Origin of the sequence: Pseudoalteromonas sp. APC 3691, assembly GCF_030408135.1 — a bacterium.
GTDB lineage: Bacteria > Pseudomonadota > Gammaproteobacteria > Enterobacterales > Alteromonadaceae > Pseudoalteromonas.
Genome location: NZ_JASDCB010000014.1, coordinates 42,592 through 69,546, shown reverse-complemented (window position 1 = coordinate 69,546; position 26,955 = coordinate 42,592). Strand labels below are relative to the sequence as shown.

The window sequence follows — 26,955 nt, the reverse complement described above, 5'->3', positions numbered from 1 at the left end:
CCCACCCTCAAGCACAGTATTGGTCTGACTAAGTATAGGGCGTTGCGCTATTTTGCACGCTGACCCACCAATACTGCCGAAACAGGTTACGGTTAGTTGTGTACCTCTAACTTCTTATGGCTTCCTTCAGACCCCACCGTTGGCCAGTGACGCCCTTGCCATTCAGATTATCTTCCCCTTAGTCAGGGTGATAAGGCATCTTTCAGCCTATCGGGTTTGCCAGCTTCGCTGGGCAAACAAAAAAACACGATAGTGATAAACACATCGTGTTTTTTGTAACACTTAGGGTTAAGCGAGGGCTTTAACTTCATCCCATAAGCGTGCAACTAATGCCTTGTCTTCTTCGTTAAGCTCGCCGTTGCGATATGCTTTAACTAAGCTTTGCTCTACAGTTTCGTTTAGCTCATCTATACTGATTGTCAGCTTTTCTACTTCGGCATAACCAACTGCAAGATCAAAATGACCTCGTAAATAGCCGCCAGCAAATAACTCATCGTCAGTTGCTTTTATTACTAAATCATCGAAGTACTGCTGGGCTGCATCGATATAGTTCACTAAACTCATTTATTAATCTCCTGGTTTTGCAAAGCACCTATATTTTCAATGTTGTGGTGCCCTACTGCATACATAATATGGTCGTTAAATCCGGTGGTTACTTTAATATAACCCGTTAATTCATCATCTAATTCGCCATCGCCTGTATCACAAATAAGGGGGCGACCATTAAGCGCTTGTAGTTTTGTTTTAGTTGCTACTACAATAATATTTTCTTTGCCAATTGCGCGTATAAGCACAGGACTCAATTGCTGGTTACCACGGCCAAATATATGCCCTTGCCCGCCAATGAGCGTAATGACTAACTTAGTACTTTGATCATGTGTAAGCTCAAGTAATTGTTTAGCCGTTAAATCTTGGGCAACTAAGGTTTGATCTTTTATTAAATCAACACCAAGTAACGTATTTTCAAGCCCCATTTCTTCCATTATGGCTTCAACCGTTGAGCCGCTACCCATAATATAAAATGTGTCTTCATCCATTTGCGATACAACATGCGCTGCAATGTCGGCAAGTACGAGTTCGTCGGTTTCTTTACCGCCATTTTTAACCGCTTGCATATAGCGTACTTCGCTAGGTGTTTGCATTTCGCCGTAGCGTTTGGCTTTTACTGTGCCTTGCCTGAAAGCATCTTCATCTATATCCATTACATCTGCATCGGCTAAGGTAACTAACTCACCCTTAACCAGCATTTCGACTACGCGCCCTGCAGCCTTTGGCGTGATAGCGTAAACACCAGAATGAATTTTACAACCTGCGGGAATACCAAGTACGGGAATGGTATCCTCTATTGCATGGCAAATGTTACGTGCTGTACCGTCGCCTCCGGCAAATAAGACCAAATCAACACCAGAGTTTTTAAGTATTTTTGCGGCTTGTTCTGTGTCATCTGGGGTTGTTATTGCAAAAGTGTTATATACAACCTCTACATTAAAGCCCAAAGCTTTTGCTGTTTGCTCACCCATGTCACCGTTAACAGTGTAAATAGTTAAGCGCTCTTTATAAGGCAATAGCACCTCAAGCGCTGCTTTTGTGCGGCTATTTGCTTTGGGTTCTGCACCTAATTCGATTGCTTTAGCGGCTGTGTGTGCGCCATCACTACCTTTTAAAGCAACTGTTCCGCCTAAACCCGCTACTGGGTTTACAATTAAACCTAATTTAAACGCCATTACAAAGCTCCTTCGGATGTTGCCAATTAAATTGCTGCGCTGTTAATGGCCACTGTGTATTGTAAAAATCACAGAGTGCTTTTAAAAGTGATTCTGTACGAGAGTTAAAGCCATTTTCGATTAACGATAATACCCGTGCATATACTCGCTGCTGAAAATCAAACCGACATGTTTGCTCGCCGTTTAAGTTATCCACCGACACATTAAAATTAAACCCTGCTGCGGTGCTTAATAACCACTCTATCGCTTGGGGCTTTACTTCTACGTTTTCAAACTCAGCTTGTTTTTGTTTGTCGCGCCCGTCTGGGCAGTACCAATAGCCGTAATCTTCTAATAACCGACGTGCATCACCGGCCACCAGCCAGTGTGCTATTTCATGTAATGCACTGGCATAAAAACCATGCGCAAATACAACTTGGTGATATGGCACCTGCTCTGTTGCTGGTAAATACACAGGCTCACAATCGCCTTTTATCAGTCGTGTATTGTGACTTTGATAAAAAGTGCGCTCAAAAATTGAAATTAGATCAGCTATTTGATGCATAAAAATTGATTAATTCGTCTCGGTTACAGCGCCATATTAGCGCACTAAAAACGAGACGAATTGTACGGGCTTTTACAACTAAAGTAAAAATAAGGCGGGATAGTAAAATATAAGCGGATTAATCTTTCACTTTATTGATATTTTTAATAATACCTAAACAGTAAAGAGTATTACCAAGTTCTTTACGCTGTGTTTTTTCACTTGAGGTTTTATTGGCTAAGCTAGTTAACATATCGTACCGTTTACGTAGAGTTAGTATATATCTGGCATGCTTACGGCATTCAAAACAACGTGTACAGTGTGAATCAACCCAAAAATCAAGTACCTCAAACCAATATTGCTGCTCTTGAGCAAAAAAAATAAATGCCTTAGAGCAACTTTCGCACTTCTCTTCAATATCAACATAAAGTGCCCGAGGGTCAATGGCATAGTTTTGCTTTTTTATATCTGCCAATATTACCGTATCAGGGAAGTATTTAAGCCTCGAGTAACGCCAGTGCGCATTCTCTATCGTCTCTATTGTCACTGAGGTATTGGTAGTTATCGGTTTATTGCCATACCTTGGGTGATTTAGATACATGAGCTGCCTAGTTTAAACTTATGATTTTAAGGCATAGAACATGCCATATGAAAAACAATAATTATACAGGCGTTCCTGCTTCATCACACTCTACAATATCGGTTTCGGTTAATGCCTGAGTGATCCATGCTTGCAATACTGGACAGCGCATAACAAAGTCACAATATTGCTGCGCCTCTGCCGATAACGTAATTTGATAGGTTTTTAAGCGCAGTACAACAGGCACATACATGGCATCAGCAATACTAAAGTCACCAAAAAACCACTCATTTGGAAACACATCTTGTTGCTGTGCAAATATTTCGTCTATACGGGCTATGTCTTTTAGTGCTTCGCTCGATAGGTCTACTTTACGGGTTGCTCTTATATTCATTGGCATTTCACTGCGCAGTGCCATAAAGCCTGAATGCATTTCAGCGCTTAGTGCACGCGCTTTAGCTCTTTGGGTAATATATTTTGGCCATGCAGCGCCTGATAAGTAAGCATCGTTAATATATTCACAAATTGCTAGCGAATCCCATACCTGTAAATCGCCATCAATTAACGCTGGGACTTTTTGCAAAGCAAAGGTCTTTTTTAGTTCATTGTAAAAGTCGGGGGTGTCGAGTACTAGCTGGGTTTCACTAAACTCAACATCAAATTTACTCATTAAATACCATGCGCGTAATGACCAGCTAGAGTAGTTTTTATTACCGATAAATAATTGCATATTGTAGATACCAAAGTGAATAGACGCTCCTACCTTACTAGGTGATTTAACAACCAACAACATTTTGTTTAAAGTCTCTTTGCTAACTGTTACTTAAAGCTATTAATTACTCACTCAACTGCTTGTTTAAATGCTTTTTTAATAGTTGTGTATTACGCGTGTTAGCTTTAAAAAAGGCATCAAAAATATCACCAAAAAATGGCACTAAACCGCCCACAAAGTCTATGAGCATATTGATAATCATCTTAGTCTTTATACGTTTACTCACACCTAAACGCTGGGCTTCTATCAGCACATAACTTGATAAAATTAGCCCTGCGGCATCACCTATAACGGGAATTAAACCAATCACAGCCTCCAAACCTATATTAAATTTAGTAAAAGGAATGCCAATGCTGCTATCAGTTAACTTACTGAATCGCTCTAAGCGGGCTATTGCAGCTTGGGCTTTTATTTGTGAGTGTTCATTAATATTATCGTTCATGATTACTACCCTCCTTCTTGCAGTATATAGGGTCTACTTGAACAACTCCTGAAAAGCTTTAAACTAAATTACAGACATAAAAAAACGCGGTAATCCGCGTTTTTTATAATTATAAATACTTACACAGAGCCGTTAATTGGCCCGTGTTCGTGGTTTACATGTGGATTTTGTCCGCGTTGACGCAGTAAGTGGTCCATTAAGGTAATAGCCATCATTGCCTCAGCAATCGGGATTGCACGAATGCCAACACACGGATCGTGACGACCTTTAGTGATCATCTCTACCGCTTCGTTGCTTGTATTAATACTCTTACCCGGAATAGTAATGCTCGACGTTGGTTTTAGCGCAATAGAAGCAATAATATCTTGCCCTGTCGAAATCCCCGCAAGTACACCACCTGCATGATTTGATGTAAAACCTTCAGGGGTTAGCTCGTCGCGATGCTCAGAGCCTTTTTGCTCAACTACGTCAAAGCCATCACCAATTTCAACGCCTTTAACTGCGTTAATACTCATTAATGAGTGTGCAAGTTCGGCGTCAAGACGGTCAAATACTGGCTCACCAAGGCCAACTGGTACATTGCTTGCCACTACTTTTACTTTAGCGCCAACTGAGTCACCTTGCTTTTTAAGGTCACGCATATATTCGTCAAGTGCTTCAAGCTTACTTGCATCAGGGAAAAAGAATAAGTTGTTTTCCACTTCATCCCAGTCAAACGTTTCCGCCTTGATAGGACCAAGCTGACTTAAGCATGCTTTAACTTCAATACCATGAAATTGCTTTAAGTATTTTTTAGCAATAGCACCTGCCGCTACGCGTATCGCGGTTTCGCGTGCAGACGAACGGCCACCACCGCGATAATCGCGCAAGCCGTACTTATGCCAATACGTGTAATCGCCATGACCTGGGCGAAATACATCTTTAATTTTGCCGTAATCTTGCGAGCGTTGATCGGTGTTTTCAATCAATAAACCAATGCTAGTACCTGTGGTTTTACCTTCAAAAACGCCTGCTAATATTTTTATTTGATCGCTTTCACGGCGCTGCGTTGTATAACGGCTTTGGCCTGGTTTTCGGCGATCTAAATCAATTTGTAAGTCGGCCTCTGTGATTTCGAGACCTGCGGGAGTACCATCAACAACGCCGCCTAATGCAACGCCGTGGCTCTCACCAAAGGTGGACACTTTAAATAACTGCCCAATGCTATTACCTGCCATTAACTTTCCTCATTCCTAATGACTACCAATAGCCAAGCACAGGGCTTGGCTATTCATTTTTTACTTATTTTGCAAAATACTCATCTAGCTGCTTTTTACTAATTACAAATACACCTAAGCCGCCTTGTTCAAATTCAATCCATTCAAACGGCGCGCCCGGATACAGTGCATCCATATGTACCATAGAGTTACCAACTTCTACAAATAACAAACCGTTATCAGTTAGATGTTCACTCGCTTCGCTCAATATAGTACGGGTTACATCTAAACCATCGTGGCCTGATGCAAGCCCAAGCTCTGGCTCATGATGAAATTCGCGTGGTAAGTCAGCCATATCTTCTGCATCAACATACGGTGGGTTTGCTACTATAAGGTCGTATTTTTGACCTGGTACACCGCTAAATACATCAGACTGAATCGGTAACACGCGATCACTCAACATGTAATCGTTAATGTTAATGTCTGTGACTTCAAGCGCTTCATACGATATATCTACCGCATCAACTTGTGCCTGCTCAAAAGCTTGCGCAAGTGCAATTGCGATACAACCCGAACCCGTACATAAATCTAATATACGGTTTACCGATTGTGGCTCTTCAAGCCACGGCGTAAAGCGGTTACTAATAAGCTCGGCAAATGGTGAGCGAGGTATAAGTACACGTTCATCAACATAAAACGGCATACCCGCAAACCATGCAATGTTTGTTAAGTAAGGTACTGGTGTGCAGTCGTTAATACGTTCTGCAATAAGACCCGCAAGTCGGTTTTTTTCTGTGCTTGTTAAACGCGCGTGCATTAATTCTTTTGGCGCATCAACAGGCAAGCTAAGCGCAGGCAGTAATAAGCTTACAGCTTCATCCCATGCGTTATCTGTACCGTGTCCAAAAAATATACTACTACTTGCAAATTGGCTTGTAGTCCAACGTAACCAGTCATGTAAAGTTGACAGTTCTGCAACGGCTTCTTCGAGTGTTGCTTCTTCTATTTGTAAATCGCTCATATATTTTTACCTGTATTAGCTTACTGACTGTTTTGAGTCTTTAAGACGATTGCATTGCCTATCTGCGCTGGGCAAATTACAATTGCCCCTCATTTAAGTATTGTACCGCCTTTTGCGCTGCGTTTTTACGTTTTTTTGTTTAGGTAATAGTTATGAAAAAAGACACTCCATCACATTCGTCCCTAAGCAATGACGACATAAGCTTATTTCGTCAAACGATCACAGGCGCCAAAGTATTTAAACAAGATACTCATCGTTTTGATACAAAGCCTAAGGTGTCACAAGCTAAGCAATTTGCCCAGCAAAAAAAGCAGGCTCAATCTGAATTTTTCTTCTCAGACGTTTATATTCCCGATATAGACACCCACGGCACGGTTAAATATGTAAAACCTGGCCAAAATACTTTCCTAGCTAAACAGCTTCGCCGTGGTGACTTTGCACCCGATTTGACGCTAGATTTACATGGCTTAAATAAAGAACTTGCTAAAGACGAACTCGCTGGACTCATTCACGAATGTAAAAAGCAGCATTATTATTGTGCATGTGTAGTGCACGGTATTGGTGGCGGCGTACTAAAGCACAAAGTGCCTCAGTACTTAGTACAGCACCCTGACGTAATAGCGATGCACCAAGCCCCTCTCGAATATGGTGGAAGAGGCGCTGTACTTATTTTAATTAATTTACCGCAAAGTGATGAATTTAGACGCTAACTTTAGCCATTACTAGGATGTAACTACGTGCATATTTTTTCAATTATTTTTCCGCTCATTTTTATTGTGGCACTGGGTTATGGATGTTGTAAGTTAAAGTTTTTTAACGAACAACACATTGCGGGTCTAAGTAAATTTACTTTTTATGTGAGTTTACCGGCCTTTTTAGTACTAAATATGTCGCAAATAAACTTACAGCAAAGTATTAGCCTTTTTGCATTTTTGAGCTTTTACATACCTGTTTTGAGTGTGTTTGGATTAGGCATTTTAATTGACCGCTTTTACTTAAATAAGCCATGTCTCAATAATAAAGCAATAAATTATCAACAACACAGCGTATTTGGTTTGGCAGGAAGTTATTCAAATATGGTGTTGGTAGGTATCCCAATTGTTATAGCGTCACTGGGTAAAGAGATGATTGCTATTGCATTTATGATCATCACCTTTCATAGCACATTGCTATTTGCCCTGACCTTTTTAATTGGGGCAAAAGGAAGTGCTGAAAACTTCTCATGGTATAACTTTAGCAAGAGTATGGTGCTAAACCCTATCGTACTGAGTATTGGTTGCGGGTTGATCATTAATGTATCTGGGCTTAGCTTATATGACAATTTAGTAAGCAGTATAGATTTACTCGCCAAACCCGCTATTCCGTGTGCTTTATTTGTACTAGGCGCAAACTTAGTATTTTATAAAATAGCCTCAAACTGGCAGCCCGCGCTTATATCTTCATTATTAAAAATTATTATATTACCGGCTGGGGTATTTGTTGCAGCAACTTATGTGTTTGAGTTAGATGAGCAAATAAGAAATGTGCTAGTTCTATTGAGTGCATCACCTGTAGGGGTAAATGCTTACTTAATTGCGTGTCAGTTAAAACAGCATCAAGCAACGCTTGCAGGGACGGTGGTACTTTCTACTATATTGTGTATGTTGAGTTTTAGCTTTTGGTTGGCTATTTTGCTTTAAACAACTATATAACTAACAAAACTGCCATGAGCTATATAATTGTTTGATCAAATTACTTTAAGGCCGCTACAACAGATATTTCTACGAGTAGTGCATCACGTGCCATTTTAGCTTCCACACAGGCACGTGCTGGTGCATAACCCTCGGGTACCCATGCATCCCATACTGCATTCATATCAGCGAAGTATTCCATGCTCTTTACATAAATAGTCGCGCTAAGCATATGTTCTTTTGAACTCCCTGCTTCATCAAGCAGCGCCTCTACTTTATCAAGCATAGTTTGAGTTTGCTCTTTAATACCTTTTTGCGCGTCGGCGCATACCTGCCCACATAAATAAACAGTGCCGTTGTGTTTTACTATGCGGCTCATGCGCGCACCTGTTTGTAAGCGTTCTATCGTCATATTACTTTTCTCAATTATTTATATTAAAGGTTTTCTGGGGCATTTATACTTATATAACTACTACGCTGGGTTTGCTCATCATAACTAATAACAGCAACAGCACCTGTATTAAAAATTGGCATATTACCAGGGCTTAATTGGTCCACTAAATAACTTACAATAGGCATGTGTGCCACTATAAGCCATGTGTTGCATTGGGGATGAGTAGCAATAAGCGTTTCAAGATAGTCAGCAGCAATTTGAGGTTTGCCTTCGGGGATAATATCGGATGTGGTTTCGCTAAATTTAAATACGTTATTTTTAGCCACACCTGCAGCTGTTTGCTGTGCACGAATGTAAGGACTAACTAACAGTGCATCAGGGCAATGTGCTTTACTGAGCCAAAGGCCCATTTTTTCAGCTTCATCGTGCCCTGCTTGGGTTAAATTTCTACCTGCATCATCAGCCTGCATGGGTGTTGCTTCGCCGTGGCGCATTATTAGGATTGTTTTCATAAAAAATCAACCGATTAAAGAATATAAAACAGTAGCCAGTTTGCCCATTTGTCAGCTATATTAACAACATAAATCTATTTATTTCTAAATAATTCTTTCATGAGATTCAGGTAAATCTTTAAGCTGTATTTCGCTTTCCTGAAGCCATCATCTGTTGTTAACAAGTAAACGTTTAGTTTCAGGAGCATCATTTGAATATCAGCCGCAATGATAACAGAGCATACCGCGCCTTTACACTGGACAATGGTCTAAAAGTACTATTAGTGCAAGATAAAGATTCTACAAAAGCGGCAGCATCAATGGCAGTTAACGCCGGGCATTTTGACGATCCTCTTGATAGGCAAGGCCTAGCACACTTTTTAGAGCACATGCTTTTTTTAGGCACAGACCAATACCCAGATTCAGGCAGTTTTAATAATTTTGTTTCGCAAGCTGGCGGGAACACTAATGCGTGGACTGGCACTGAGCATACCTGTTACTTTTTTGATATTAATAACCAAGAATTTGAACAGGCGCTTACCCAATTTAGCCGTTTTTTTATTGCGCCACTTTTAAATTCAGCCGAAACAGAAAAAGAACGCAACGCAATTGAAGCCGAGTTTAAACTAAAAATAAAAGACGATGGTCGCCGTATTTATCAAGCCCACAAAGAAACGGTAAATCCAGCTCATCCATTTGCTAAATTTTCTGTAGGAAACCTACAAACCTTAGCTGACAGAGAGCGCTGTATTAGTGATGAGCTTCGCGACTTTTTTAATAGTCAGTACCAAGCTCAGTGGATGACTTTAGTTATTTGCGCAAACGAAACATTAAACACACTACAAAGCTGGGCACAAACTTACTTTGGCGCAATTAAGGGTAATAAAAACCTCAAAAAGCCAGAGATCAGTGAGCCACTCTATCGCAAACAAGACATAGGAAAAATACTTCATATTGAGCCGCATAAGCATATGCAAAAACTTATCATAAGTTTTGCTATGCCTAATATTGACGACTTTTATCGCCACAAAACAGTGAGTTTTATTGCCCATTTACTTGGCTATGAAGGCGCGGGTTCTCTTTATTCTATTTTAAAAGAGCAAGGCTGGATAAACGCGCTTTCTGCTGGCGGTGGTATTAATGGCAGCAACTTTAAAGACTTTAATATTAGTTTAGCGCTTACCGATGAAGGTATTGAATACTTCGAAGACATTATTGAAATGGTGTTTGAATACATTTGCTTAATTAACGATAACACCGAAAAATTGCCGCGCTTATACCAAGATAAAAAAAATCTATTACAAATAGCATTCGATAACCAAGAAAAGTCACGCTTGATTGATTGGGTCAGTAATTTAAGCATTAATATGCAGCATTACGACGAAGCAAATTACGTGCAAGGCGACTATTTAATGGAAGGCTTTAAAAAAGCGACCCACGAAATGGCCATGCAGTGGTTAACGCCACATAATATGCGCATCGTACTTATACATCCAGATGTAGAGCCTGAACATAAAACCGCATGGTACAACACACCATATAAAGTAGAACATATTTCACCTAATTGGCTTGATGCACTTAGCGAGATAAATAAACCGCTGAGCGAAATGCTGCTGCCTACCGCTAATCCTTATTTGACAAAAGAAGTGGTGTTATTTGATGTCATAAAACCACAAACGAAACCCGAGTTATTAGTAAAAGAACCCGGTTTTGACTTTTGGTTTAAACAAGACAACACATTTCGTGTTGCTAAAGGTCATTTTTATTTGGCCATGGATTCTGATTTTGCCGTAAAAGATGTAAAGCATATGGCACTCACCCGCTTATTTACAGATTTATTTATGGATAGCGTAGGCGAGCAATTTTATCCTGCAGAACTTGCAGGACTTAGCTACCACTTAACCTCGCATCAAGGTGGATTAACTCTACATACCGCTGGGCTTTCATCCAGTCAGTTAGAGCTTGTTGATCAATTAATAGATGCTTTATTTAATGTAGAAATTTGTGCAAAACGCTTTGCTGAATATAAAAAACAACTTGTAAGGCATTGGCGCAATAGCAACCAAAACAAACCAGTCAGTGAGTTATTTAGTATTTTAGGCGCAAAAATAATGCCTTGGAACCCTCAACCTGGGGAGCTTGCATCGGCATTAAAAAACACCTGTTTTCAGCAATTTAATGAGTTCAGAACAGACTTTTTTAAAGCACTACATGTTGAATCATTTTTACATGGTAACTGGCAGCAAAGTGATGCATTAGCCTTTCAAAAAAAGGTCGCCGAACACCTAAAAAACGCAGCCATAATTGAAGATTTAAGACGCCCCCTTTTTGAAATTAAAAAAGTAACTCGCTACGAGTTAGAACTTCCTTGTAGCGACCATGCAATGGTTATTTACTATCAAGCGCAAATGGATTGCGTGGCCGAAAAAGTAAAAATGATGGCGTTAAATCATTTAATTAATCAAGATTACTTTAACGAGTTACGAACAACACAACAGCTAGGTTATTTAGTGGGCGCAGGTTATGCACCTTTTAATACTCGTGCTGGAATAGCATTTTATGTGCAGTCACCTAAGTTTGATGCAAAAACATTATTGCATCGTCATAACAGCTTTATTAAAAAATACCTTGATAACATTGATGCACTTGATGAAAACGATTGGCAACAGCAAAAACATGGCCTTAGTACTCATATTGCAGAAAAAGATAAAAACTTGCGCCTGCGCTCACAACGGTTATGGCTTGCTATTGGTAACAGAGATCATGAATTTCATATGCAGCAGCGACTTTTAGATGCCCTAAACGCACTAACACTAAGAGAAGTAAAAGTTTATGCACTAAGCCTATTTGATGATAATAGACCAAGATATGAGCTTTTAAGCTCGGCGAAAGTCAGTAAATCTCAAAATATGCCCGTTTACTCTCAATCTCTTTGACTCTAGGTTTAGCTTGTTTTAAATTATCATTTGTAAATTAGAAGTAATCAAAAAATGATAAAAACAATAATAAAACTAAGCATGCTTGTAGTACTTGCTTACTCATTTGAGCTTTTTGCCTTTGAGTCATCACTTAATTACAACTCAGACAATATACTTATACTAGCAAGCGCCATTATATCGCTTGCTTTGCCGTACCTGTTATTTGTAATCCACAAACTTAGACGTTCACGCCGCCAACTTCGACTTTCGGAAAAACGCCTTAAAAGTACCGTAGAAGGTAGCGGCGATACACTTTGGGACTGGAACATAAAAACAGGCGAAGTTATTCGCATTAACGATAAGTATTTAATGGACTCAACTACGTTAATGGGGTTTCCACCAAATAAAGGCCTTATCCATCCTCACGATATTAATAACGTTGAGCACTTGCTAAAAGTGCACTTTGCAGAGCAGTCTGCTTTTTTTGAAGCCACCTACCGAATCAAAGATACTTTTGGTCGTTGGCACTGGGTGCTCGATCGCGGAAAAATAATTGAAAAAGACGCCAACTTATCCCCCCTTAGAATGACAGGTACCGTTCGCGATATATCACAGTTAAAATCAACTGAAGAGCGCTTAAACCTTTTTGCAAAATGTGTTGAGTCGCTCACTGACGCCTTAGCAATTTATGATAAAAACTTTAAACTGGTTGATATAAACCCCAGCTTTTTAACCTTATTTGGTGGCGTACGCGAACAATACTTAGGAAAAGATTTTAGCCTATCTGGTTATGAGCCAAGCTACACAAACAGAATTATTGAAATAGTAAAAGAGCGCGAACATATTCAACAAGAAGTGAAGCTTCGTAATAGTGAGCGCATTTTATTGCCGATAGAAATATCGATAGATGAAATTAAAAACGATCAAAATCAAATAACTAATTATGTCGTTGTATATTCAGATTTAACAGAGCGTAAAAAAGCAGAATCGCAATTACATAACTTATCGAATCGAGATCGCACAACCAGTCTGCCTAACCGAAATTTATTTTTTACTGATTTGCAAAAGCTAGTAAAGCTCAATTCGCATCACGCCTTACTTGTGTTCGATTTAGATAACTTTAAAAAAATAAATGACTCGTTAGGACATCAGCTAGGTGACAGCTTATTAGCTAAACTAGCAATGCGCTTAAATAAACTAACCCGTGAAAATGATGTATTTTATCGTTTAGGCGGCGATGAGTTTGCTCTGGTAATGTCTGACACTAACGACATACATGTAATTACACGCATGGCTAAACAGTTTTTAGCAGCCATTGCTACACCATTTAAAATGGCAGGCCACGAACTGGCAATCACCTCAAGTGTAGGTATTGTATTATTCCCTGAAGACGGTAATACACCTGAACTGCTTTTAAAAAATGCAGATACCGCGATGTATCATGCTAAAAAGAAAGGTAATAGCTACCTATTTTTTAACGACACGATGAACCGTCAAGCCGTTAAACGACTGCAAATTGAAAACCTCATGCGCTTTGGTTTAAAAGAAGACCATTTTGAAGTGTACTACCAACCAAAAATGAATATTCGCACAGGCAAGCTAACCGGAATGGAAGCATTAGTGCGCTTTATTACACCCAAAAAAGGCATTATTAGTCCGGGAGTTTTTATACCTATAGCCGAGGAAACGGGCCAAATAATTGAAATTGGTGAGGTGGTATTAAACAAAGCCTGCAGAGACGTAAAAGAATGGCTAGATAGCGGTTTATTTAGCGGCCGAGTAGCTGTCAACTTATCAGCAAAGCAATTTAGCCTCCCCGATTTAACCTCTCGTATTGACGTTATTTTGCAAAAAAATGAATTACCTTCTTACTTTTTAGAGCTTGAAATAACAGAAGGTACTGTAATGGATGACCCTAAAGAAGCCATTGCAATTATGCGTTCGTTAAGTGCCCGAGGTATTCATTTAGCAATGGATGATTTTGGTACTGGTTATTCATCATTAGCGTATTTAAAGCAATTTCCGCTTAATACACTTAAAGTAGATAAAGCATTTATAGATGACATGACCAACGAACGTGGCCGTAATATGGTCGACTCAATAGTCACTATTGCACATAACCTTGATTTACATGTAGTGGCTGAAGGTGTAGAACAAGCTCATCAAATTGATATACTCAAAAAGCTTAATTGCGAAACAGTACAAGGTTATTACTATTCTAAGCCTCTATCAAAAAGTGAATTTACTGAATTTTTAAAGCAACAACAAACTAAAGCAGCCCCAAGCTTAATTAGAAAAAATAAAAATGTGGCGTCAATAAATTAAGGGCGCCATATACACGCATTTATTCCTACATTTCTTACTAAAGCACGACGATAATGTAGATTAAACAAGCACCAGGCTACAGGTCCAAGTAAACCGCCTAAAATCAGCCATCGCTTAATTGGCATGCCTTTTTTAATGGTTTCTAAATACATTAAAGCTATAAATGCACTGCTTAGTAAAACTATAAACAAAGCTACCCCTTAAAATTGCTCAAAAATACGGCGTTTATTCTAACGCTAACGTGATTAAATTTAAAGCAACAAATCCCCGCGCACAAAAAATCCGAACCTGTTAAACACAGATTCGGCTTTTAAAATTATAATTTACAAGTTACTTTTCAGCACGACCCATAAATTTGTGTTCAACAGTATTAATACGGATACGGTCACCTGTTGAAATATGCTCTGGCACAGAAATATTTAAGCCAGTAGACATACGTGCAGGTTTTGAACGAGCACTTGCAGATGCACCTTTAATAGATGGGTCTGTTTCTTCAACAACAAGTTCAACACTTGATGGTAAATCAAGTCCTACTGGCGCGCCATCAATAACAATGACGTGTACGCCTTGCGTTTCTTCATTAACAAACAAAATTTCTTCGCTAATAGCATCTTTGTTTAAGTTGTAAGGCGTGTAATCTTCATTATCCATGAACACATACTCGTCGCCATCAATGTACGATAGCATTACTTCACGGCGTGTTAAATCAGCCAGCGTTAGCATGTCACTGTCTTTGAATGTTTCGTCAACTTTACCACCGGTTACCACATCGTATAAACGCATACGGTATAAACTACCACCAGCACGACCTTGCGGCACAGAGCGCACAATATCTTTTACAACTAAAACGCGGCCATTGAAGTCAATAGCAGTACCTTTTTTAACATCACTCGCCTTTGGCATGTGTGAATTCCTATTATTTTTTTGATTGGCAGAAACATACCACGAACTGGATTTTGTTCAACTAAAATTACGTTGGTTTTACGCTACATGTTGTATTAGCTTGTAAAATTTTAATTTATACTAAAATACATATAATCAAATGTGAAAAAAACTGCTATGGTAGCTTTACCGAGTATGACTTCAAGGAATGGATCATGGACCAGAAAAAAGTACATGAGTATTTAGTTAAAAAACCACTTGTTCAGGTTACAAAACCATTTGCGCAAGAGGTTGATGTATATAAAGTGAATCATAAAATGTTTGCGACTCTTGCTATTGGCAATGACGGTCAAACTAATGATGATGGTGAGGTTATTTGGTGGCTTAACTTAAAATGCGATCCTGATGAAGCAATATCATTGCGTGATACTTTCCCGGCAGTGATCCCTGGTTACCATATGAATAAACGCTTATGGAACACAGTAATTTTAGACGGCACAATTGCACAAAGTGAAATTGAGAGAATGATTGATAACTCATTTAATTTAGTCGTAGAAAACATGCCAGAAAAAGACCGAAAAGCTATCGCACTTCACTTGTAGCACTTTTTGGGCTAGGCTACTAGCCCATTAAAACCTTACACCTTAAGCGTATAAATTAAATCGTCGTATAACTTTTCGCCTATTGTATGCACTTTAAAAAGTGTATCGGTATGGGTTAAGCCGCACTTACTAAGCACCTTTACAGAACCAATATTGCCACGCGTTACGACAGCTTTAAACTGCCTAATACCACATTCTTTCCAAGCCCAATCAATCACAGCTCTTAAAGACTCTGTCGCGTAGCCTTTATTAAAATACTCTGGCAATAATAAATAACCAAGCTCTGCGGTTTCTCCGTCATAGGCAAAGCCTGTAACACCCACTGGTTGTTTTGTTTTATTATTAATAATGAGTAAGCACAGTGGGTGGCGTGATTTAGTATTCCACTGAGGTAAGCGTATCTCAAAGCGGTTTCTTATCAGTGACTCCATTGGCATATCAAAACAATACTTAAGGACTTGAGGATCGCGATGAAGCGCTAGAAAAAGAGGCCAATCAGATTCTTCCATTTGGTACATGCTCAATCTTTGTGTAAATAATGTCATTAAGCTCCTCATTTAAATATTAAAAATCATAAAAAAACCGCATCTAAATGCGGTTTTTATAAACAGTAGAAACTTTATTCTTTTGTTTCAATCTCTTTAGTAACTTCAGGCTCAGTGACACTTTGCTCTTGTGGCTCAGTGCTTTGTACTTCAGGAGCTACAACCTCAACAGTTGCTGCATTATAAAAAGTAGTACCAGAGCTTGCCATTGTTACCAGTGACTCACATGGAGCAAAGTTAGCATCGCTGTTAGCTAGTGTAGACATATCAGAGCTTATTTTACTTGCGCCTAATTTATCCATATAGCTAAACGGGCCACCTAAAAATGGTGGGAAACCAATACCAAATATTGCACCAATGTCGCCATCACGAGGGCTTGCAATAATGCCATCATCTAAACAGCGTACTGCTTCGTTAAGCATTTTAGATACACATCGCTTAGCAATTTCGCTTTTGTTTAAACGTGGAGCTGGGGTAACACCCAATAGTTCGTAAACTGACTCATCAACCTTTTTGCCTTTTTTGTCGTATTCATAAAAACCACGACCGGACTTACGGCCAAGGCGTTTTGAATCAATCATACGCATAAATGCATCAGGGCCTTTAAAACGCTCACCTAATTCTTTTTCAAGAATTGGAGTAATTTTAGAGCCAATATCAATCCCTACTTCATCAAGTAGAGCCAGCGGTCCTACCGGAAAGCCAAACTCAACTAGGGCTGCATCAATCTTTTCAATTGGCTCACCCGCAAGCATTAAATTAGCAGCTTCGTTTAAGTAAGGCGCTAAAATACGGTTTACGTAAAAACCGGCCATGTCTTTTACAACAATTGGCGTTTTGCCTTGCTTACGTGCAAAGTTAACAACGCGAGCAATAGTCTCTTTAGATGTACCTTCGTGTGGAATAATTTCCACTAATGGCATTTTTTCTACTGGTGAAAAGTAATGTAAGCCAATTACATTTTCAGGACGTGCTGCCTGCGCTGCAATTTGCGAAATTGGTAATGATGACGTGTTACTAGCAAAAATTGTATTTTCTTGGCATTGCTGCTCTACGTCGGCAACCATACCTTGCTTAAGCGCAAGATCTTCAAACACAGCTTCTATTACTAAATCAATGTGTTTAAAGCCGCTGTAGTCTGTTGTACCTGTAATACGGTTCATTGTTAACTGCATATCAGCTTTAGACATAATACGGCGCTTAAGGCGCTTGTCTAAAATTTTGTAGGTGTAGCTCATTGCATTACTAATGCCCTGCTCTGCTACATCTTTAATACGTACCGGCACTTTAGCTTTAACAGCACTTACGTGCGCAATGCCAGCGCCCATTAGTCCACCACCTAAAACAGCGGTTTTGCTAATTGCTGGTGCGTCATCATTGCGCCACTCTTTTTTCATTTCAGTGGTTGCAAAGAAAATACCGCGAAGCGCTTTCGATTCGTCACTCATTACAAGTGTTGCAAAGCTTTCAGCTTCTGTTTTATACGCTTTTAGCTCATCAAGCTCTACACTAGCACGCACAGCTTTAATAATAGCGAGTGGTGCTGGGTAGTGCCCGCCCGTTTTTTTAAGTACGTTTTCTTTAGCTTTTTTAAAGATAAAGTTACGGCCAAACGGGTTTGACTCTAGTAATTTACTAATATTGTCGAGCTTTGGCTCTTTTGCTTGTGGCTTTTTCTTAGTCGCAAATTCTTTTGCAACTTTTAGCAGCACACTGTGTGGTACACAGTCATCAAGCACGCCTGCTTTTTTAGCTTGCTTAGGGCGAATTTGTTTACCTGTTAGCATCCACTCAAGTGCTTTTTGAATACCAACAATTTTAGTTAAGCGCTGCGTACCGCCGCCACCTGGTAGTAAACCAAGTTGCACTTCTGGTAAGCCAATTTTTGTTAAATCGCTGTCGGTACCAACACGGTAGTCACACGCTAAAGCAAACTCTAAACCACCACCTAATGCAGCGCCATGAATCGCACTTACTGTTGTGTATGGCAGTTTTGTCATATCAAAAAATGCCTGATGGCATAGTTCGCTAATAGCTAAAGCATCATCACGCTTTTGAACGCTATCAAGCATTTTTACATCGGCGCCCGCGATAAAGTTATCGGTTTTTCCGCTTATAAATACCATGCCTTTTACATTTTGCGACTTAGCGTCTTCTAATAATGCTTTTAAGTCATCGGCAAAACTACTGCGCAGGGTATTCATTTTCTCCCCTGGCACATCAATCGTTACTACGGCAATTTTGTTTTCATCTACCGCTAAATTAAATACTGAATCAGTCATTACGCGCTCTCCAATACAAAGGCTGCACCTAAACCACCAGCAGCACACGCTGTTGTTAATGCCAAACCGCCACCACGACGTTTAAGCTCGTGTAAGCTTTGCGTAATTAAGCGTGCACCTGTTGCTGCAAATGGGTGACCATATGCTAAAGAGCCGCCGTTAACGTTAAACTTATCCATGTTAATTTCGCCAATTGCTTTGCTGCGACCTAAATGCTCTTGTGCAAATTTGTCTGAGGCAAACATTTTCATATTGGCAAGTGTTTGCGATGCAAACGCTTCGTGCATTTCAATTAAATCTAAATCAGCAAGCGTAATACCCGCTCTATCTAGTGCAATAGGCGTTGAATGAGCTGGGCCCATTAACATGTCTTTTTCTACGCCAATTGCCGAAAATGCAAAGCTACGTACGTAACCTAGTATTTCATAGCCAAGTGCTTTTGCTTTGCTTTCGCTCATCATAAGTACGGCCGCTGCACCATCAGTTAATGGTGTTGCATTTGCAGCGGTAACAGTACCGTGCTGACGGTCAAAAACAGGTTTAAGCTTGGCGTAGCCTTCAACCGTTGAGTTTTTACGAATGTTGTTGTCTTCTGAAATAAAGCTTTTATATGGCGGTAAATGCGCCGTCATTACTTCATCTTTTAACTTACCATCAGCCCATGCTTGCGTTGCAAGTGAGTGAGAACGATGCGCTAACGCATCTTGATCTTCACGGCTAATATTGTGTGTTTTAGCCATTTGCTCAGCAGTTTGCCCCATTGAAAGGCCTGTTGAGTACTCTGCAACTGCAGGAGGCACTGGTAATAAGTCTTTTAAACGCAGTTTTGAAAATATTTTTAAACGTTGACCAAGCGTACGCGCTTTATTTAAATCAACTAAGCTGCCTGCTAGCTTTTTACTTACACCAATTGGCAATACTGATGACGAATCTGCGCCACCTGCAATACCTACACTTACAGATCCCGCCATAATAGACTCAGCTACATTAGCAATAGCCTGAAAGCTGGTAGCACATGCGCGCGATACAGAATATGCATCAACCGATACAGGCATACCTGTGCCCAATACAATTTCACGTGCAATATTTGGCGCTTCTGGCATTTGTACTACTTGACCAAATACAAGTTGATCAATTTCTGACTTATTGAAATTTAATCGTTCAAGCATTTCGTTAACCACCAATTTCCCCATATCAAGTGCAGGTACATGGTGAAACGCTGTTGCTTGTTTTGCAAAAGGTGTACGTAAGCCGCTAACGATGGCAATACGGTCGCCCTTTGGTGTTTTTAGTATGTTTTGCTCAGACATTTATGCTCTCCCGCTGACAGGTCTGACCTGTTTGTTTTCCTCGATTCTAAACAACCCGTGCCCTAAAGCCAATAGATAAACACAAATTTATATAAACAGTGTTTAATTACGACTATCACAATAGGCTTTTTTAGACGCATTTACAAAGTTTTGTGGTACGCTAAAATTCGTTAAAAAATAACGAACTATTTTAAAAAATACAGTCTAACTCTTGAGTTACCCAATTATAAACCTTATAAATAGGTCAGTATTTATCACCTAACACTATTAGGTACAAACCCAGCTGACGAGGACAGTCCACTTATTATGGCAGCTAACGCATTTTCACAATTAAAAACGTACTTAGATACACAAATCATTGGCCAGCCAGAGCTTACTCAAGCGCTACTTATTGCTATTTTAGCTGATGGTCACTTATTAGTAGAAGGCCCTCCTGGGCTTGCAAAAACACGTGCAGTTAATGCACTTGCTAAAGGCATTGAAGGCTCATTTCAGCGCGTACAGTTTACGCCAGATTTATTACCAGCTGATGTAACAGGTACCGATATTTACCGCCAACAAACTAGCGAGTTTGTATTTGAAAAAGGCCCTCTTTTTCACAACCTAATTTTAGCTGACGAAATTAATCGTGCACCAGCCAAAGTACAATCAGCACTATTAGAAGCCATGGCAGAGCGACAAGTTACCGTGGGTAAAAATACCTATCCGCTTAGCGAACTGTTTTTAGTTATGGCAACGCAAAACCCGCTAGAGCAAGAAGGGACTTACCCGTTACCAGAAGCCCAGCTGGATCGCTTTTTACTGCACCTAAGTATTGGCTACCCTGGCGCAGAGCATGAGCTTGATATACTACGTTTAACACGTGGCGAAGCGCTTAACGAGCAACAACCAGTAATGCAAAAAATTAGTCAAAGCGATTTATTTGCAGCTCGTAAAGAAATATTAGGCCTTTATTTAGCAGAGCCGCTTGAGCAATATTTAGTACAACTTATTATTGCCACCCGTGAAGGCGCTAAATTAGATGCGCAACTAGGTAGCTGGATTGAGTTTGGTGCAAGTCCGCGTGCAACAATAGCACTTGATAAATGTGCTCGTGCTCATGCATGGCTTCAAGGCCGTGACTTTGTAGCTCCTGATGATATTCAAGCTGTTGTGCATAACGTACTGCGTCATCGCATTATTTTAAGTTACGAAGCCCAAGCCGATGGCATTACTAAAGATCAAGTAATAAGCCGTATAGTTGAACTTGTAGCCGTACCATAAGTTATGCAAAAACAATTAGAAACCCAAGCATGGCTCAAACAGAGCCATAGCCACGGTGTTAATTTAGCACTCAAAGAGCTGATGTATTACAAAGCCAAAGCGCAATTGCTTGAACTTGCCCCTAAGGTAAAAATAAAAAATACCTTAACAGGACAATACCTTGCACCGCACAAAGGCCGAGGAATGGAATTTGCCGAAGTGCGACATTATCAGCAAGGTGACGATATTCGCTCTATTGATTGGCGAGTTACTGCGCGTACCGGCGAGACTCACACAAAGCTCTTTCAAGAAGAAAAAGAGCGTCCTGTATTTGTATTTACTGATTTTTCTAACTCAATGCTGTTTGGCTCAAAGTTACTGTTAAAGTCGGTGCAAGCTGCGCATATAAGCGCTCTTGTTGCATGGTCGGCGTGTCAGCGCGGCGATAGAATTGGCGGTATTGTGTTTAATCAGCACTCGCATTTAGAGCTAAAACCCAGCGCCCGTGAAAAAGCCGTGCTTAAGCTTTGTCATAATTTATGTGACAACCACCAGCAAGCGCTCAACAATATTGATAAAACAGCCCCTAACAACTTTAGCGATAACCTAAAGCGCCTTAATCATTTAGCAAAACCAGGCAGCTTAGTGTATTTAGTGTCTGATTTTAATGCTCTGGATGATGCCAGCTTTAAGCAACTCGAAATATTAAGCCGCCACTGCGAGCTCATTGGTTGCCACATAAGCGATCCGTTTGAGCATCAGTTACCTGCGTTTAAGCAAGCCGTTACTGTTAATGCAAATGGTCAAGACTTTGCCCTACCATTAATGGATAACAGCTTTAGAGAACGTTTTGCTAAAAATGCTGAGCAAGCATTTAGCGCACGCTTTAATCGCCTAACTAAATCGGGTCTTAATTTAATATCATTCAATGCAGCAACATCGCTTGAGCTGCAATTAGTGAGAAAATAACCATGCAAACCAATCCACTCGATGGCCTGCACGATATAATAGCGCCAAGCCAAGTTAATTGGTGGCCACTCGCCCCTGCTTGGTGGGTTATTATTGCACTGCTGTTTTTAGCACTGTGCGCAGCTATTTATATATTTTATAAAAAACATAAATTTAAAAAGCCTAAACGCTACGCAATACAATTGAGTCAAAGTGAGCAAAACCCTCAGCAACTGCATATTATTTTAAAACGTTTAGTGATTGAATATTACGACAAGCGACTTGCTGCGCAATCTACCTCTAAATGGTGCGCAACACTTAATACACTCACCGGTTTAAGCTTTACAGAACAAGAAATACTAAGCTTGTATAACCCCAGCCAAAAAGATACAACACTGTGCGAAAAATTTCGCCAAGGTATTAAGCAATTTAAAATAAAGGAGTCAGTAAATGTTTGAATTTAGCTGGCCATGGTTATTTTTATTACTACCCTTGCCTTTATTACTTTTACTATTAAAACCCGCTGTAAGTAATGCCAGTACGCGTTTACGTATACCCAGTTTTGCAAAGCACAATTTAACCAGTCAAAGCATTGAGCCACACGCACGACGTTTAAACCCTTTCGAGTGGATAATTTGGTTATTACTTGTTACTGCCGCTGCCAATCCAACATGGTTAGATGAGCCAATCTCATTACCAAATGAAGGACGCGATATAATGTTAGCGGTCGATTTATCAGGCTCGATGACCGAACAAGACATGGCTTATAATGGCCAATATGTTGACCGCCTTACCATGGTAAAAGCTGTACTCAGTGATTTTATAGAGCAACGTCAAGGCGACAGGCTTGGGCTGATATTATTTGGCGACACCGCGTTTTTACAAACCCCGCTCACGCGCGACGTTAAAACAGTAAGTAAAATGCTCAGTGAAGCGCAAATTGGTTTAGTGGGACGCGCAACAGCCATTGGTGATGCATTGGGTCTTTCGGTAAAACGCTTTGCCAATAAAGATGAAAGTAACCGTATTGTGGTGCTATTAACCGACGGACAAAATACCGCAGGCAATCTAAATCCAGAAGATGCACTACTGCTAGCTCGCGAAGAAGGGATTAAAGTGTACACCATTGGTGTTGGCTCAGATAATCCGCGCGGCTTTAGCCTCTTTAATATGGGTGGCTCTAGTGGCAGTAATTTAGATGAAAGCTTACTTAAAAAGATTGCCGAGCAAACTGGCGGGTTATACTTTAGAGCTAAAGATGTAGCAGGCCTTCAACAAATTTACGCAGAGCTTGATAAACTTGAACCTATTAGCGCTGATGAACAAACATTTCGCCCACAAAGTTCATTATTTTACTACCCGTTACTTATTGCCATTTTACTTATTAGCTTAAAAGTAATGCTTAGTACAATGCGTGCATTAAAGGAGCCAAACTAATGGATTTTGAATTTATTCGCCCTGCTCTTTTATGGTTACTCATACCTGCTGTGGCATTATTTTTTGTCGCCTTAATTAAGCATAAAAAAACGACTAGTGAGCAGCTAATTGCACCGCATTTAGCACAATTTATAATGAGCGAAGCAAACACTAAAGCCAGCCAGCCACTTTGGTTAGTTGCTTTGTTTTGCAGCCTTGGCATTTTATTTAGTGCAGGGCCTAGCTTTGAGAAAAAACAAGTTCCTGTATTTCAAAGTAAAAGTGCCCGTGTAATTGTTATGGATATGTCGTACTCAATGTACAGCACCGATATTTTACCAAATCGTTTAATGCAATCACGCTTTAAAGCGCTTGATATGATTGAGCTGTTTAAAGAAGGTGATACCGCGCTTGTAGCTTACGCAGGCACGGCCTACATAATATCGCCGCTAACAAATGACGCCACAACACTTAGTAATTTAATTCCAAGCTTAAGCCCTGAAATAATGCCAGACAAAGGCTCAAACGTTTTAGCCGGTCTTGATATGGCCAAAGAGCTATTAACGCAAGCGGGTTATATTGATGGCGACATTATTTTAGTGACCGACGGTATTGACCAACAAGAACAAAGCGACGTAAGTAGCTTTACCAGTAACACCCAATATAGATTAAATATATATGGCGTAGGCACAGCTCAAGGCGCTCCAATTAAGTTACCTGAAGGTGGTTTTTTGAAAGACAGATACGGCCAAATTGTAGTACCTACACTTAATGCCAGTCAGCTTAAAAATTTAGCATCGAGCAGTGGTGGTAAATTTGCTAGTTACCAACCTAGCAATAACGACATAGATACGTTTGCTCCAAATGCACAGAGTGAATTATTGAAAGACGAAAAACAAAGCCATGCGCTTTGGCGAATAGATGCCGGTATATACGGACTCTTATTATTACTGCCATTTGGCTTGTATTTATTTAGACGCGCTGCCTTGTTAGGCGCATTTTTAGCTTTTGGCTTTTTACCGCAGCAAAATGCGTATGCCGTAGAGCTCCCCACTCTTTTGCAAAATGCAGATCAGCGTGCATTAGAGGCTTACAATAATAAAGAATACGATGCAGCAACACAGGCTCAATCGAGTGAGTTAAAAGGCGCTGCGCTTTACCAGCAAGGTAATTTTGATGCTGCACTTAGTGAGTTTAGTAGTGATAAGTCGGCTAGCGGTTTATACAACTACGGTAATGCTCTCGCCAAAGCTGGCAAGCTTGAGGAAGCAATTGAAGCTTACAAACAAGCCCAAACCTTACAAGACGACTTTACACAAGCCGCTGATAACCAAGCTTTAGTTGAACAATTACTAAATCAACAAGAGCAACAAAACCAGCAAGATAAGCAAAGCGACGGCGACGACTCTCAAGACCAAGATGATAGCCAGAAAAAAGATGAGCAAAACCAAGGGCAAAATTCTGATGAGTCAAAACAGGATCAGCAACAAAATGGTGATAAAAGCGATTCTGAAAAAGGCGAAAACGAGAGTCAAAACCAAAGCGATGAAAAATCTGATAAAGAATCAGATAAAGAATCAGATAAAGAGTCTGAACAATCAAAAGATCAACAAGGTGAGCCAGGCGAGCAATCAGACAAGCAAAATGAACCTGATATGCAAGCTCAGCCACAAAGTGAGCAAGGGAAAAATAAAGACGCTGACCAGCCTAAAGAAGACGAGCAGCAACAAAGTAAGCCACAAGCAATGAATGAGCAACCTGCCACTGATGAGCAAAAACAAAATGCTCAGCAACAAGCCATGCAAGCCCAAGCAAATGAGCTCACTAATGAAGAAAAAGAAAAAGCACAACAGCTTAATCAACTACTGAGAAAAGTCCCGGACGATCCGGCTATTTTATTACGGAATAAAATGCAATTAGAAGCCCAAAAAAGACAATATAAACGTCGCCCTACAGGAGTCGAAAAATCATGGTAATGCGATTATTTTGCTGTTTATTGCTATTAAGTGCGATGCCTTCGTGGGCTGCCACCAAATTAGAAGCCAGCGTAGATAAAAACCCTGTTTTAGCGGGTGAATTTTTTATGCTTAATATATCGGTGGACGATACAGTTAAAGGCGAGCAACCAGACACCTCATCGCTGTTAAAAGACTTTGTTGTAGGGCCTACTAGCTTAAGCTCTCGTACCAACATTATTAATGGCAGCATTAATAAACAAACCACGTGGTCAGTTAAATTAATGACCCGTGCAGAGGGCAATTACACAATTCCTGCATTTAACGTTGCAGGGTTAACCTCACAGCCTATTAAATTAAAAGTGGCAAAACGCTCAGTTGATGCAGATAAAAATAACGAAATATTTTTAAAAACGTCGCTCTCAAGTAATTCACTATTTGTCCAAGAAGCCGGTGTTTACACTATTAAGCTTTACCTTGCCAAAGAACTGCTTGATGGCAGCTTAAGCACACCAAGTATGGAAGATGCTCAACTAACCCAATTAGGTAAGCAAACTGAGAGCTATGAGCTTGTTGATGGTAAACGCTACCTTGTTATTACTCGCGAGTATTTGATTCAGCCACAAAAAAGTGGTGCGTATACTATTGCAGGCCCCGCTTTTCAAGGACGTGTACAACAAAATTATCGTCAGTTAGAAGTGTCAGCTCTTGGCGACGATCAGCAAATAGAAATAAAACCAATTCCGGGTGATTACAAGGGCGCATGGTTACCAAGCGAGCTGGTTAATCTTGATGAAGAATGGCAACCTAATGACAACACCGTAGAAGTAGGTACACCTATAACACGTACTATTACGCTTACCGCGCTTGGGGTTACAAAAGAGCAATTACCTGAAATCTCTATGCCTACCATTGATGGCATACGCAGCTACCCAGATAAAAAAGAAAATAACAATGCAGTACGTGACGGGCGAGTTGTATCGCAGCAAACTGCATCGTATGCATTACTGCCGCAAAAGCCAGGTACTTACACTTTACCTGAAATAAAGCTGCCTTGGTTTAATACTAAAATGAACCGTATTAGCGTAGCTACATTACCAAAGCGTACTATTACAGTAACGCCAAGTACTACCGCGCCTAATACAGCCATAGCAAACCCACAACCCAGCACAAATAATTCACCTACTCTTGAAAATATTTCGAATGAAGCAACTGGTACACAACCTATTGAAACTAAAAGTGATACTCCTCTTTGGTTAATAGTTGTTGCCGCTTTAGGGTATATTTTATGGATTGCTACTGTAATTTTTTACTTAATAAGCCGTTCTACTAAAAATACGACTGAAAAATTACAGCTAAATACCCGTGGTACTTCTCAGCCAAGCTTAAATGAGCTTAAAGCATTAGCCAAAACACACGATGTGAAAGCCTTTTACACCGCATTAAATAACTTTTCTGTAAAGGTGACCCATAAAAATGTTGGCGCGATTGATGAGCTTTGCATCCGCGTAAACAGCAGCGAGCTTAATGGTCTCATTAGCCAATTGCAGGCACAACTTTACAGTAATAAAGGCGCAAACACGGATCTTAATGCTATTATTAAAATTCTTGAGAACTATCAAACTCAGGCATCAAAGTCGCAACAAGCTGTATTAAAAGACCTTTATGATTAATAACTACGAACCTTAGGTCTTTTTTTGCAATAACTAATAATTTT

The 26,955-nt window shown here is 40.0% G+C and carries 26 protein-coding genes; 11 read left to right on the top strand and 15 right to left on the bottom strand.

What is annotated here, in order from left to right:
• Nucleotides 1-288: 288 nt before the first annotated feature.
• The 8 genes from QL998_RS06870 to prmB form a co-directional block, all read right to left on the bottom strand.
• Nucleotides 289-564: a YfcL family protein gene (locus QL998_RS06870; RefSeq protein WP_024596509.1), complete on the bottom strand. Its 276-nt coding sequence runs from the start codon at nt 562-564 to the stop codon at nt 289-291.
• Nucleotides 561-1,724 carry an ATP-NAD kinase family protein gene (locus tag QL998_RS06865; protein WP_182197778.1) on the bottom strand — a complete coding sequence of 388 codons (1,164 nt, stop codon included), beginning with the start codon at nt 1,722-1,724 and terminating at the stop codon, nt 561-563. The genes QL998_RS06870 and QL998_RS06865 overlap by 4 nt, the downstream gene beginning before the upstream one ends.
• A complete protein-coding gene (locus QL998_RS06860; protein WP_290192367.1) occupies nt 1,714-2,268 on the bottom strand; it encodes an elongation factor P hydroxylase in 555 nt (184 codons plus the stop codon). Before QL998_RS06860 ends, QL998_RS06865 begins: the two co-directional genes overlap by 11 nt.
• Before the next feature lie 118 nt (nt 2,269-2,386).
• Nucleotides 2,387-2,848: a zinc-ribbon domain containing protein gene (locus tag QL998_RS06855; RefSeq protein ID WP_290192366.1), complete on the bottom strand. Its 462-nt coding sequence runs from the start codon at nt 2,846-2,848 to the stop codon at nt 2,387-2,389.
• Between the two features lie 61 nt (nt 2,849-2,909).
• A complete protein-coding gene (locus QL998_RS06850) occupies nt 2,910-3,557 on the bottom strand; it encodes a glutathione S-transferase family protein (RefSeq protein ID WP_290192365.1) in 648 nt (215 codons plus the stop codon).
• Between the two features lie 106 nt (nt 3,558-3,663).
• Nucleotides 3,664-4,041 carry a DUF4112 domain-containing protein gene (locus QL998_RS06845; RefSeq protein WP_024591638.1) on the bottom strand — a complete coding sequence of 126 codons (378 nt, stop codon included), beginning with the start codon at nt 4,039-4,041 and terminating at the stop codon, nt 3,664-3,666.
• A gap of 119 nt (nt 4,042-4,160) precedes the next feature.
• Entirely contained in the window at nt 4,161-5,258 is a 1,098-nt protein-coding gene (gene aroC, locus QL998_RS06840; protein WP_007377744.1) for a chorismate synthase, read from the bottom strand.
• A 64-nt stretch (nt 5,259-5,322) separates the two neighbouring features.
• Nucleotides 5,323-6,258, bottom strand: coding sequence for a 50S ribosomal protein L3 N(5)-glutamine methyltransferase (gene prmB / locus QL998_RS06835; RefSeq protein WP_007377743.1), 936 nt, complete (start codon nt 6,256-6,258; stop codon nt 5,323-5,325).
• Between the two features lie 152 nt (nt 6,259-6,410).
• Here prmB and smrB point away from each other — a divergent pair, with 152 nt between their 5' ends.
• Nucleotides 6,411-6,968 carry an endonuclease SmrB gene (gene smrB, locus QL998_RS06830; RefSeq protein ID WP_024604478.1) on the top strand — a complete coding sequence of 186 codons (558 nt, stop codon included), beginning with the start codon at nt 6,411-6,413 and terminating at the stop codon, nt 6,966-6,968.
• Nucleotides 6,969-6,995: 27 nt separating this feature from the next.
• Nucleotides 6,996-7,937, top strand: coding sequence for an AEC family transporter (locus QL998_RS06825; protein ID WP_024604477.1), 942 nt, complete (start codon nt 6,996-6,998; stop codon nt 7,935-7,937).
• A 52-nt stretch (nt 7,938-7,989) separates the two neighbouring features.
• Here the strand turns inward: QL998_RS06825 and QL998_RS06820 are convergent, their stop codons facing one another.
• Together QL998_RS06820 and sixA are read right to left on the bottom strand one after the other, a co-directional pair.
• Complete coding sequence (locus QL998_RS06820; protein WP_024604476.1) at nt 7,990-8,340, bottom strand: RidA family protein; 351 nt, start codon at nt 8,338-8,340, stop codon at nt 7,990-7,992.
• A gap of 23 nt (nt 8,341-8,363) precedes the next feature.
• Nucleotides 8,364-8,834 carry a phosphohistidine phosphatase SixA gene (sixA, locus tag QL998_RS06815; RefSeq protein WP_024593905.1) on the bottom strand — a complete coding sequence of 157 codons (471 nt, stop codon included), beginning with the start codon at nt 8,832-8,834 and terminating at the stop codon, nt 8,364-8,366.
• Between the two features lie 191 nt (nt 8,835-9,025).
• Between sixA and QL998_RS06810 the strand changes: the two genes are divergently transcribed.
• Complete coding sequence (locus QL998_RS06810; RefSeq protein ID WP_024604475.1) at nt 9,026-11,749, top strand: insulinase family protein; 2,724 nt, start codon at nt 9,026-9,028, stop codon at nt 11,747-11,749.
• Nucleotides 11,750-11,803: 54 nt separating this feature from the next.
• Complete coding sequence (locus QL998_RS06805) at nt 11,804-14,056, top strand: EAL domain-containing protein (protein ID WP_024604474.1); 2,253 nt, start codon at nt 11,804-11,806, stop codon at nt 14,054-14,056.
• Here the strand turns inward: QL998_RS06805 and QL998_RS06800 are convergent.
• Together QL998_RS06800 and yeiP are read right to left on the bottom strand one after the other, a co-directional pair.
• Nucleotides 14,053-14,247: a hypothetical protein gene (locus QL998_RS06800; RefSeq protein WP_024604473.1), complete on the bottom strand. Its 195-nt coding sequence runs from the start codon at nt 14,245-14,247 to the stop codon at nt 14,053-14,055. The genes QL998_RS06805 and QL998_RS06800 overlap by 4 nt on opposite strands.
• A gap of 139 nt (nt 14,248-14,386) precedes the next feature.
• Entirely contained in the window at nt 14,387-14,959 is a 573-nt protein-coding gene (gene yeiP / locus QL998_RS06795; RefSeq protein ID WP_002962153.1) for an elongation factor P-like protein YeiP, read from the bottom strand.
• Between the two features lie 194 nt (nt 14,960-15,153).
• Here yeiP and QL998_RS06790 point away from each other — a divergent pair, with 194 nt between their 5' ends.
• Nucleotides 15,154-15,540, top strand: coding sequence for an MmcQ/YjbR family DNA-binding protein (locus tag QL998_RS06790; protein WP_024596739.1), 387 nt, complete (start codon nt 15,154-15,156; stop codon nt 15,538-15,540).
• Between the two features lie 35 nt (nt 15,541-15,575).
• Here the strand turns inward: QL998_RS06790 and QL998_RS06785 are convergent, their stop codons facing one another.
• From QL998_RS06785 to fadI, 3 genes are all read right to left on the bottom strand, one after another.
• On the bottom strand, nt 15,576-16,085 hold the full coding sequence (locus tag QL998_RS06785) for a GNAT family N-acetyltransferase (RefSeq protein ID WP_024604472.1): 510 nt from the start codon (nt 16,083-16,085) through the stop codon (nt 15,576-15,578).
• Nucleotides 16,086-16,159: 74 nt separating this feature from the next.
• Nucleotides 16,160-18,367 carry a fatty acid oxidation complex subunit alpha FadJ gene (gene fadJ, locus QL998_RS06780; RefSeq protein ID WP_290192364.1) on the bottom strand — a complete coding sequence of 736 codons (2,208 nt, stop codon included), beginning with the start codon at nt 18,365-18,367 and terminating at the stop codon, nt 16,160-16,162.
• Complete coding sequence (fadI, locus tag QL998_RS06775) at nt 18,367-19,677, bottom strand: acetyl-CoA C-acyltransferase FadI (protein WP_004335629.1); 1,311 nt, start codon at nt 19,675-19,677, stop codon at nt 18,367-18,369. Before fadI ends, fadJ begins: the two co-directional genes overlap by 1 nt.
• A gap of 306 nt (nt 19,678-19,983) precedes the next feature.
• Here fadI and QL998_RS06770 point away from each other — a divergent pair, with 306 nt between their 5' ends.
• From QL998_RS06770 to QL998_RS06745, 6 genes are read left to right on the top strand one after another with little or no spacing between them, the layout of a single operon-like run.
• Nucleotides 19,984-20,940: a MoxR family ATPase gene (locus QL998_RS06770; protein WP_004335627.1), complete on the top strand. Its 957-nt coding sequence runs from the start codon at nt 19,984-19,986 to the stop codon at nt 20,938-20,940.
• A 3-nt stretch (nt 20,941-20,943) separates the two neighbouring features.
• Nucleotides 20,944-21,888 carry a DUF58 domain-containing protein gene (locus QL998_RS06765; RefSeq protein WP_182195309.1) on the top strand — a complete coding sequence of 315 codons (945 nt, stop codon included), beginning with the start codon at nt 20,944-20,946 and terminating at the stop codon, nt 21,886-21,888.
• Nucleotides 21,889-21,890: 2 nt separating this feature from the next.
• The gene (locus tag QL998_RS06760) at nt 21,891-22,325 is read left to right on the top strand and encodes a DUF4381 domain-containing protein (RefSeq protein WP_182195312.1); all 435 of its coding nucleotides are present in this window, start codon (nt 21,891-21,893) and stop codon (nt 22,323-22,325) included.
• Nucleotides 22,318-23,304, top strand: a complete 987-nt coding sequence (locus QL998_RS06755) for a VWA domain-containing protein (protein WP_290192363.1) — start codon at nt 22,318-22,320, stop codon at nt 23,302-23,304. Before QL998_RS06760 ends, QL998_RS06755 begins: the two co-directional genes overlap by 8 nt.
• A complete protein-coding gene (locus QL998_RS06750) occupies nt 23,304-25,259 on the top strand; it encodes a VWA domain-containing protein (protein ID WP_290192362.1) in 1,956 nt (651 codons plus the stop codon). Before QL998_RS06755 ends, QL998_RS06750 begins: the two co-directional genes overlap by 1 nt.
• The gene (locus tag QL998_RS06745) at nt 25,253-26,911 is read left to right on the top strand and encodes a BatD family protein (protein WP_024598412.1); all 1,659 of its coding nucleotides are present in this window, start codon (nt 25,253-25,255) and stop codon (nt 26,909-26,911) included. The genes QL998_RS06750 and QL998_RS06745 overlap by 7 nt, the downstream gene beginning before the upstream one ends.
• Nucleotides 26,912-26,955: the final 44 nt, after the last annotated feature.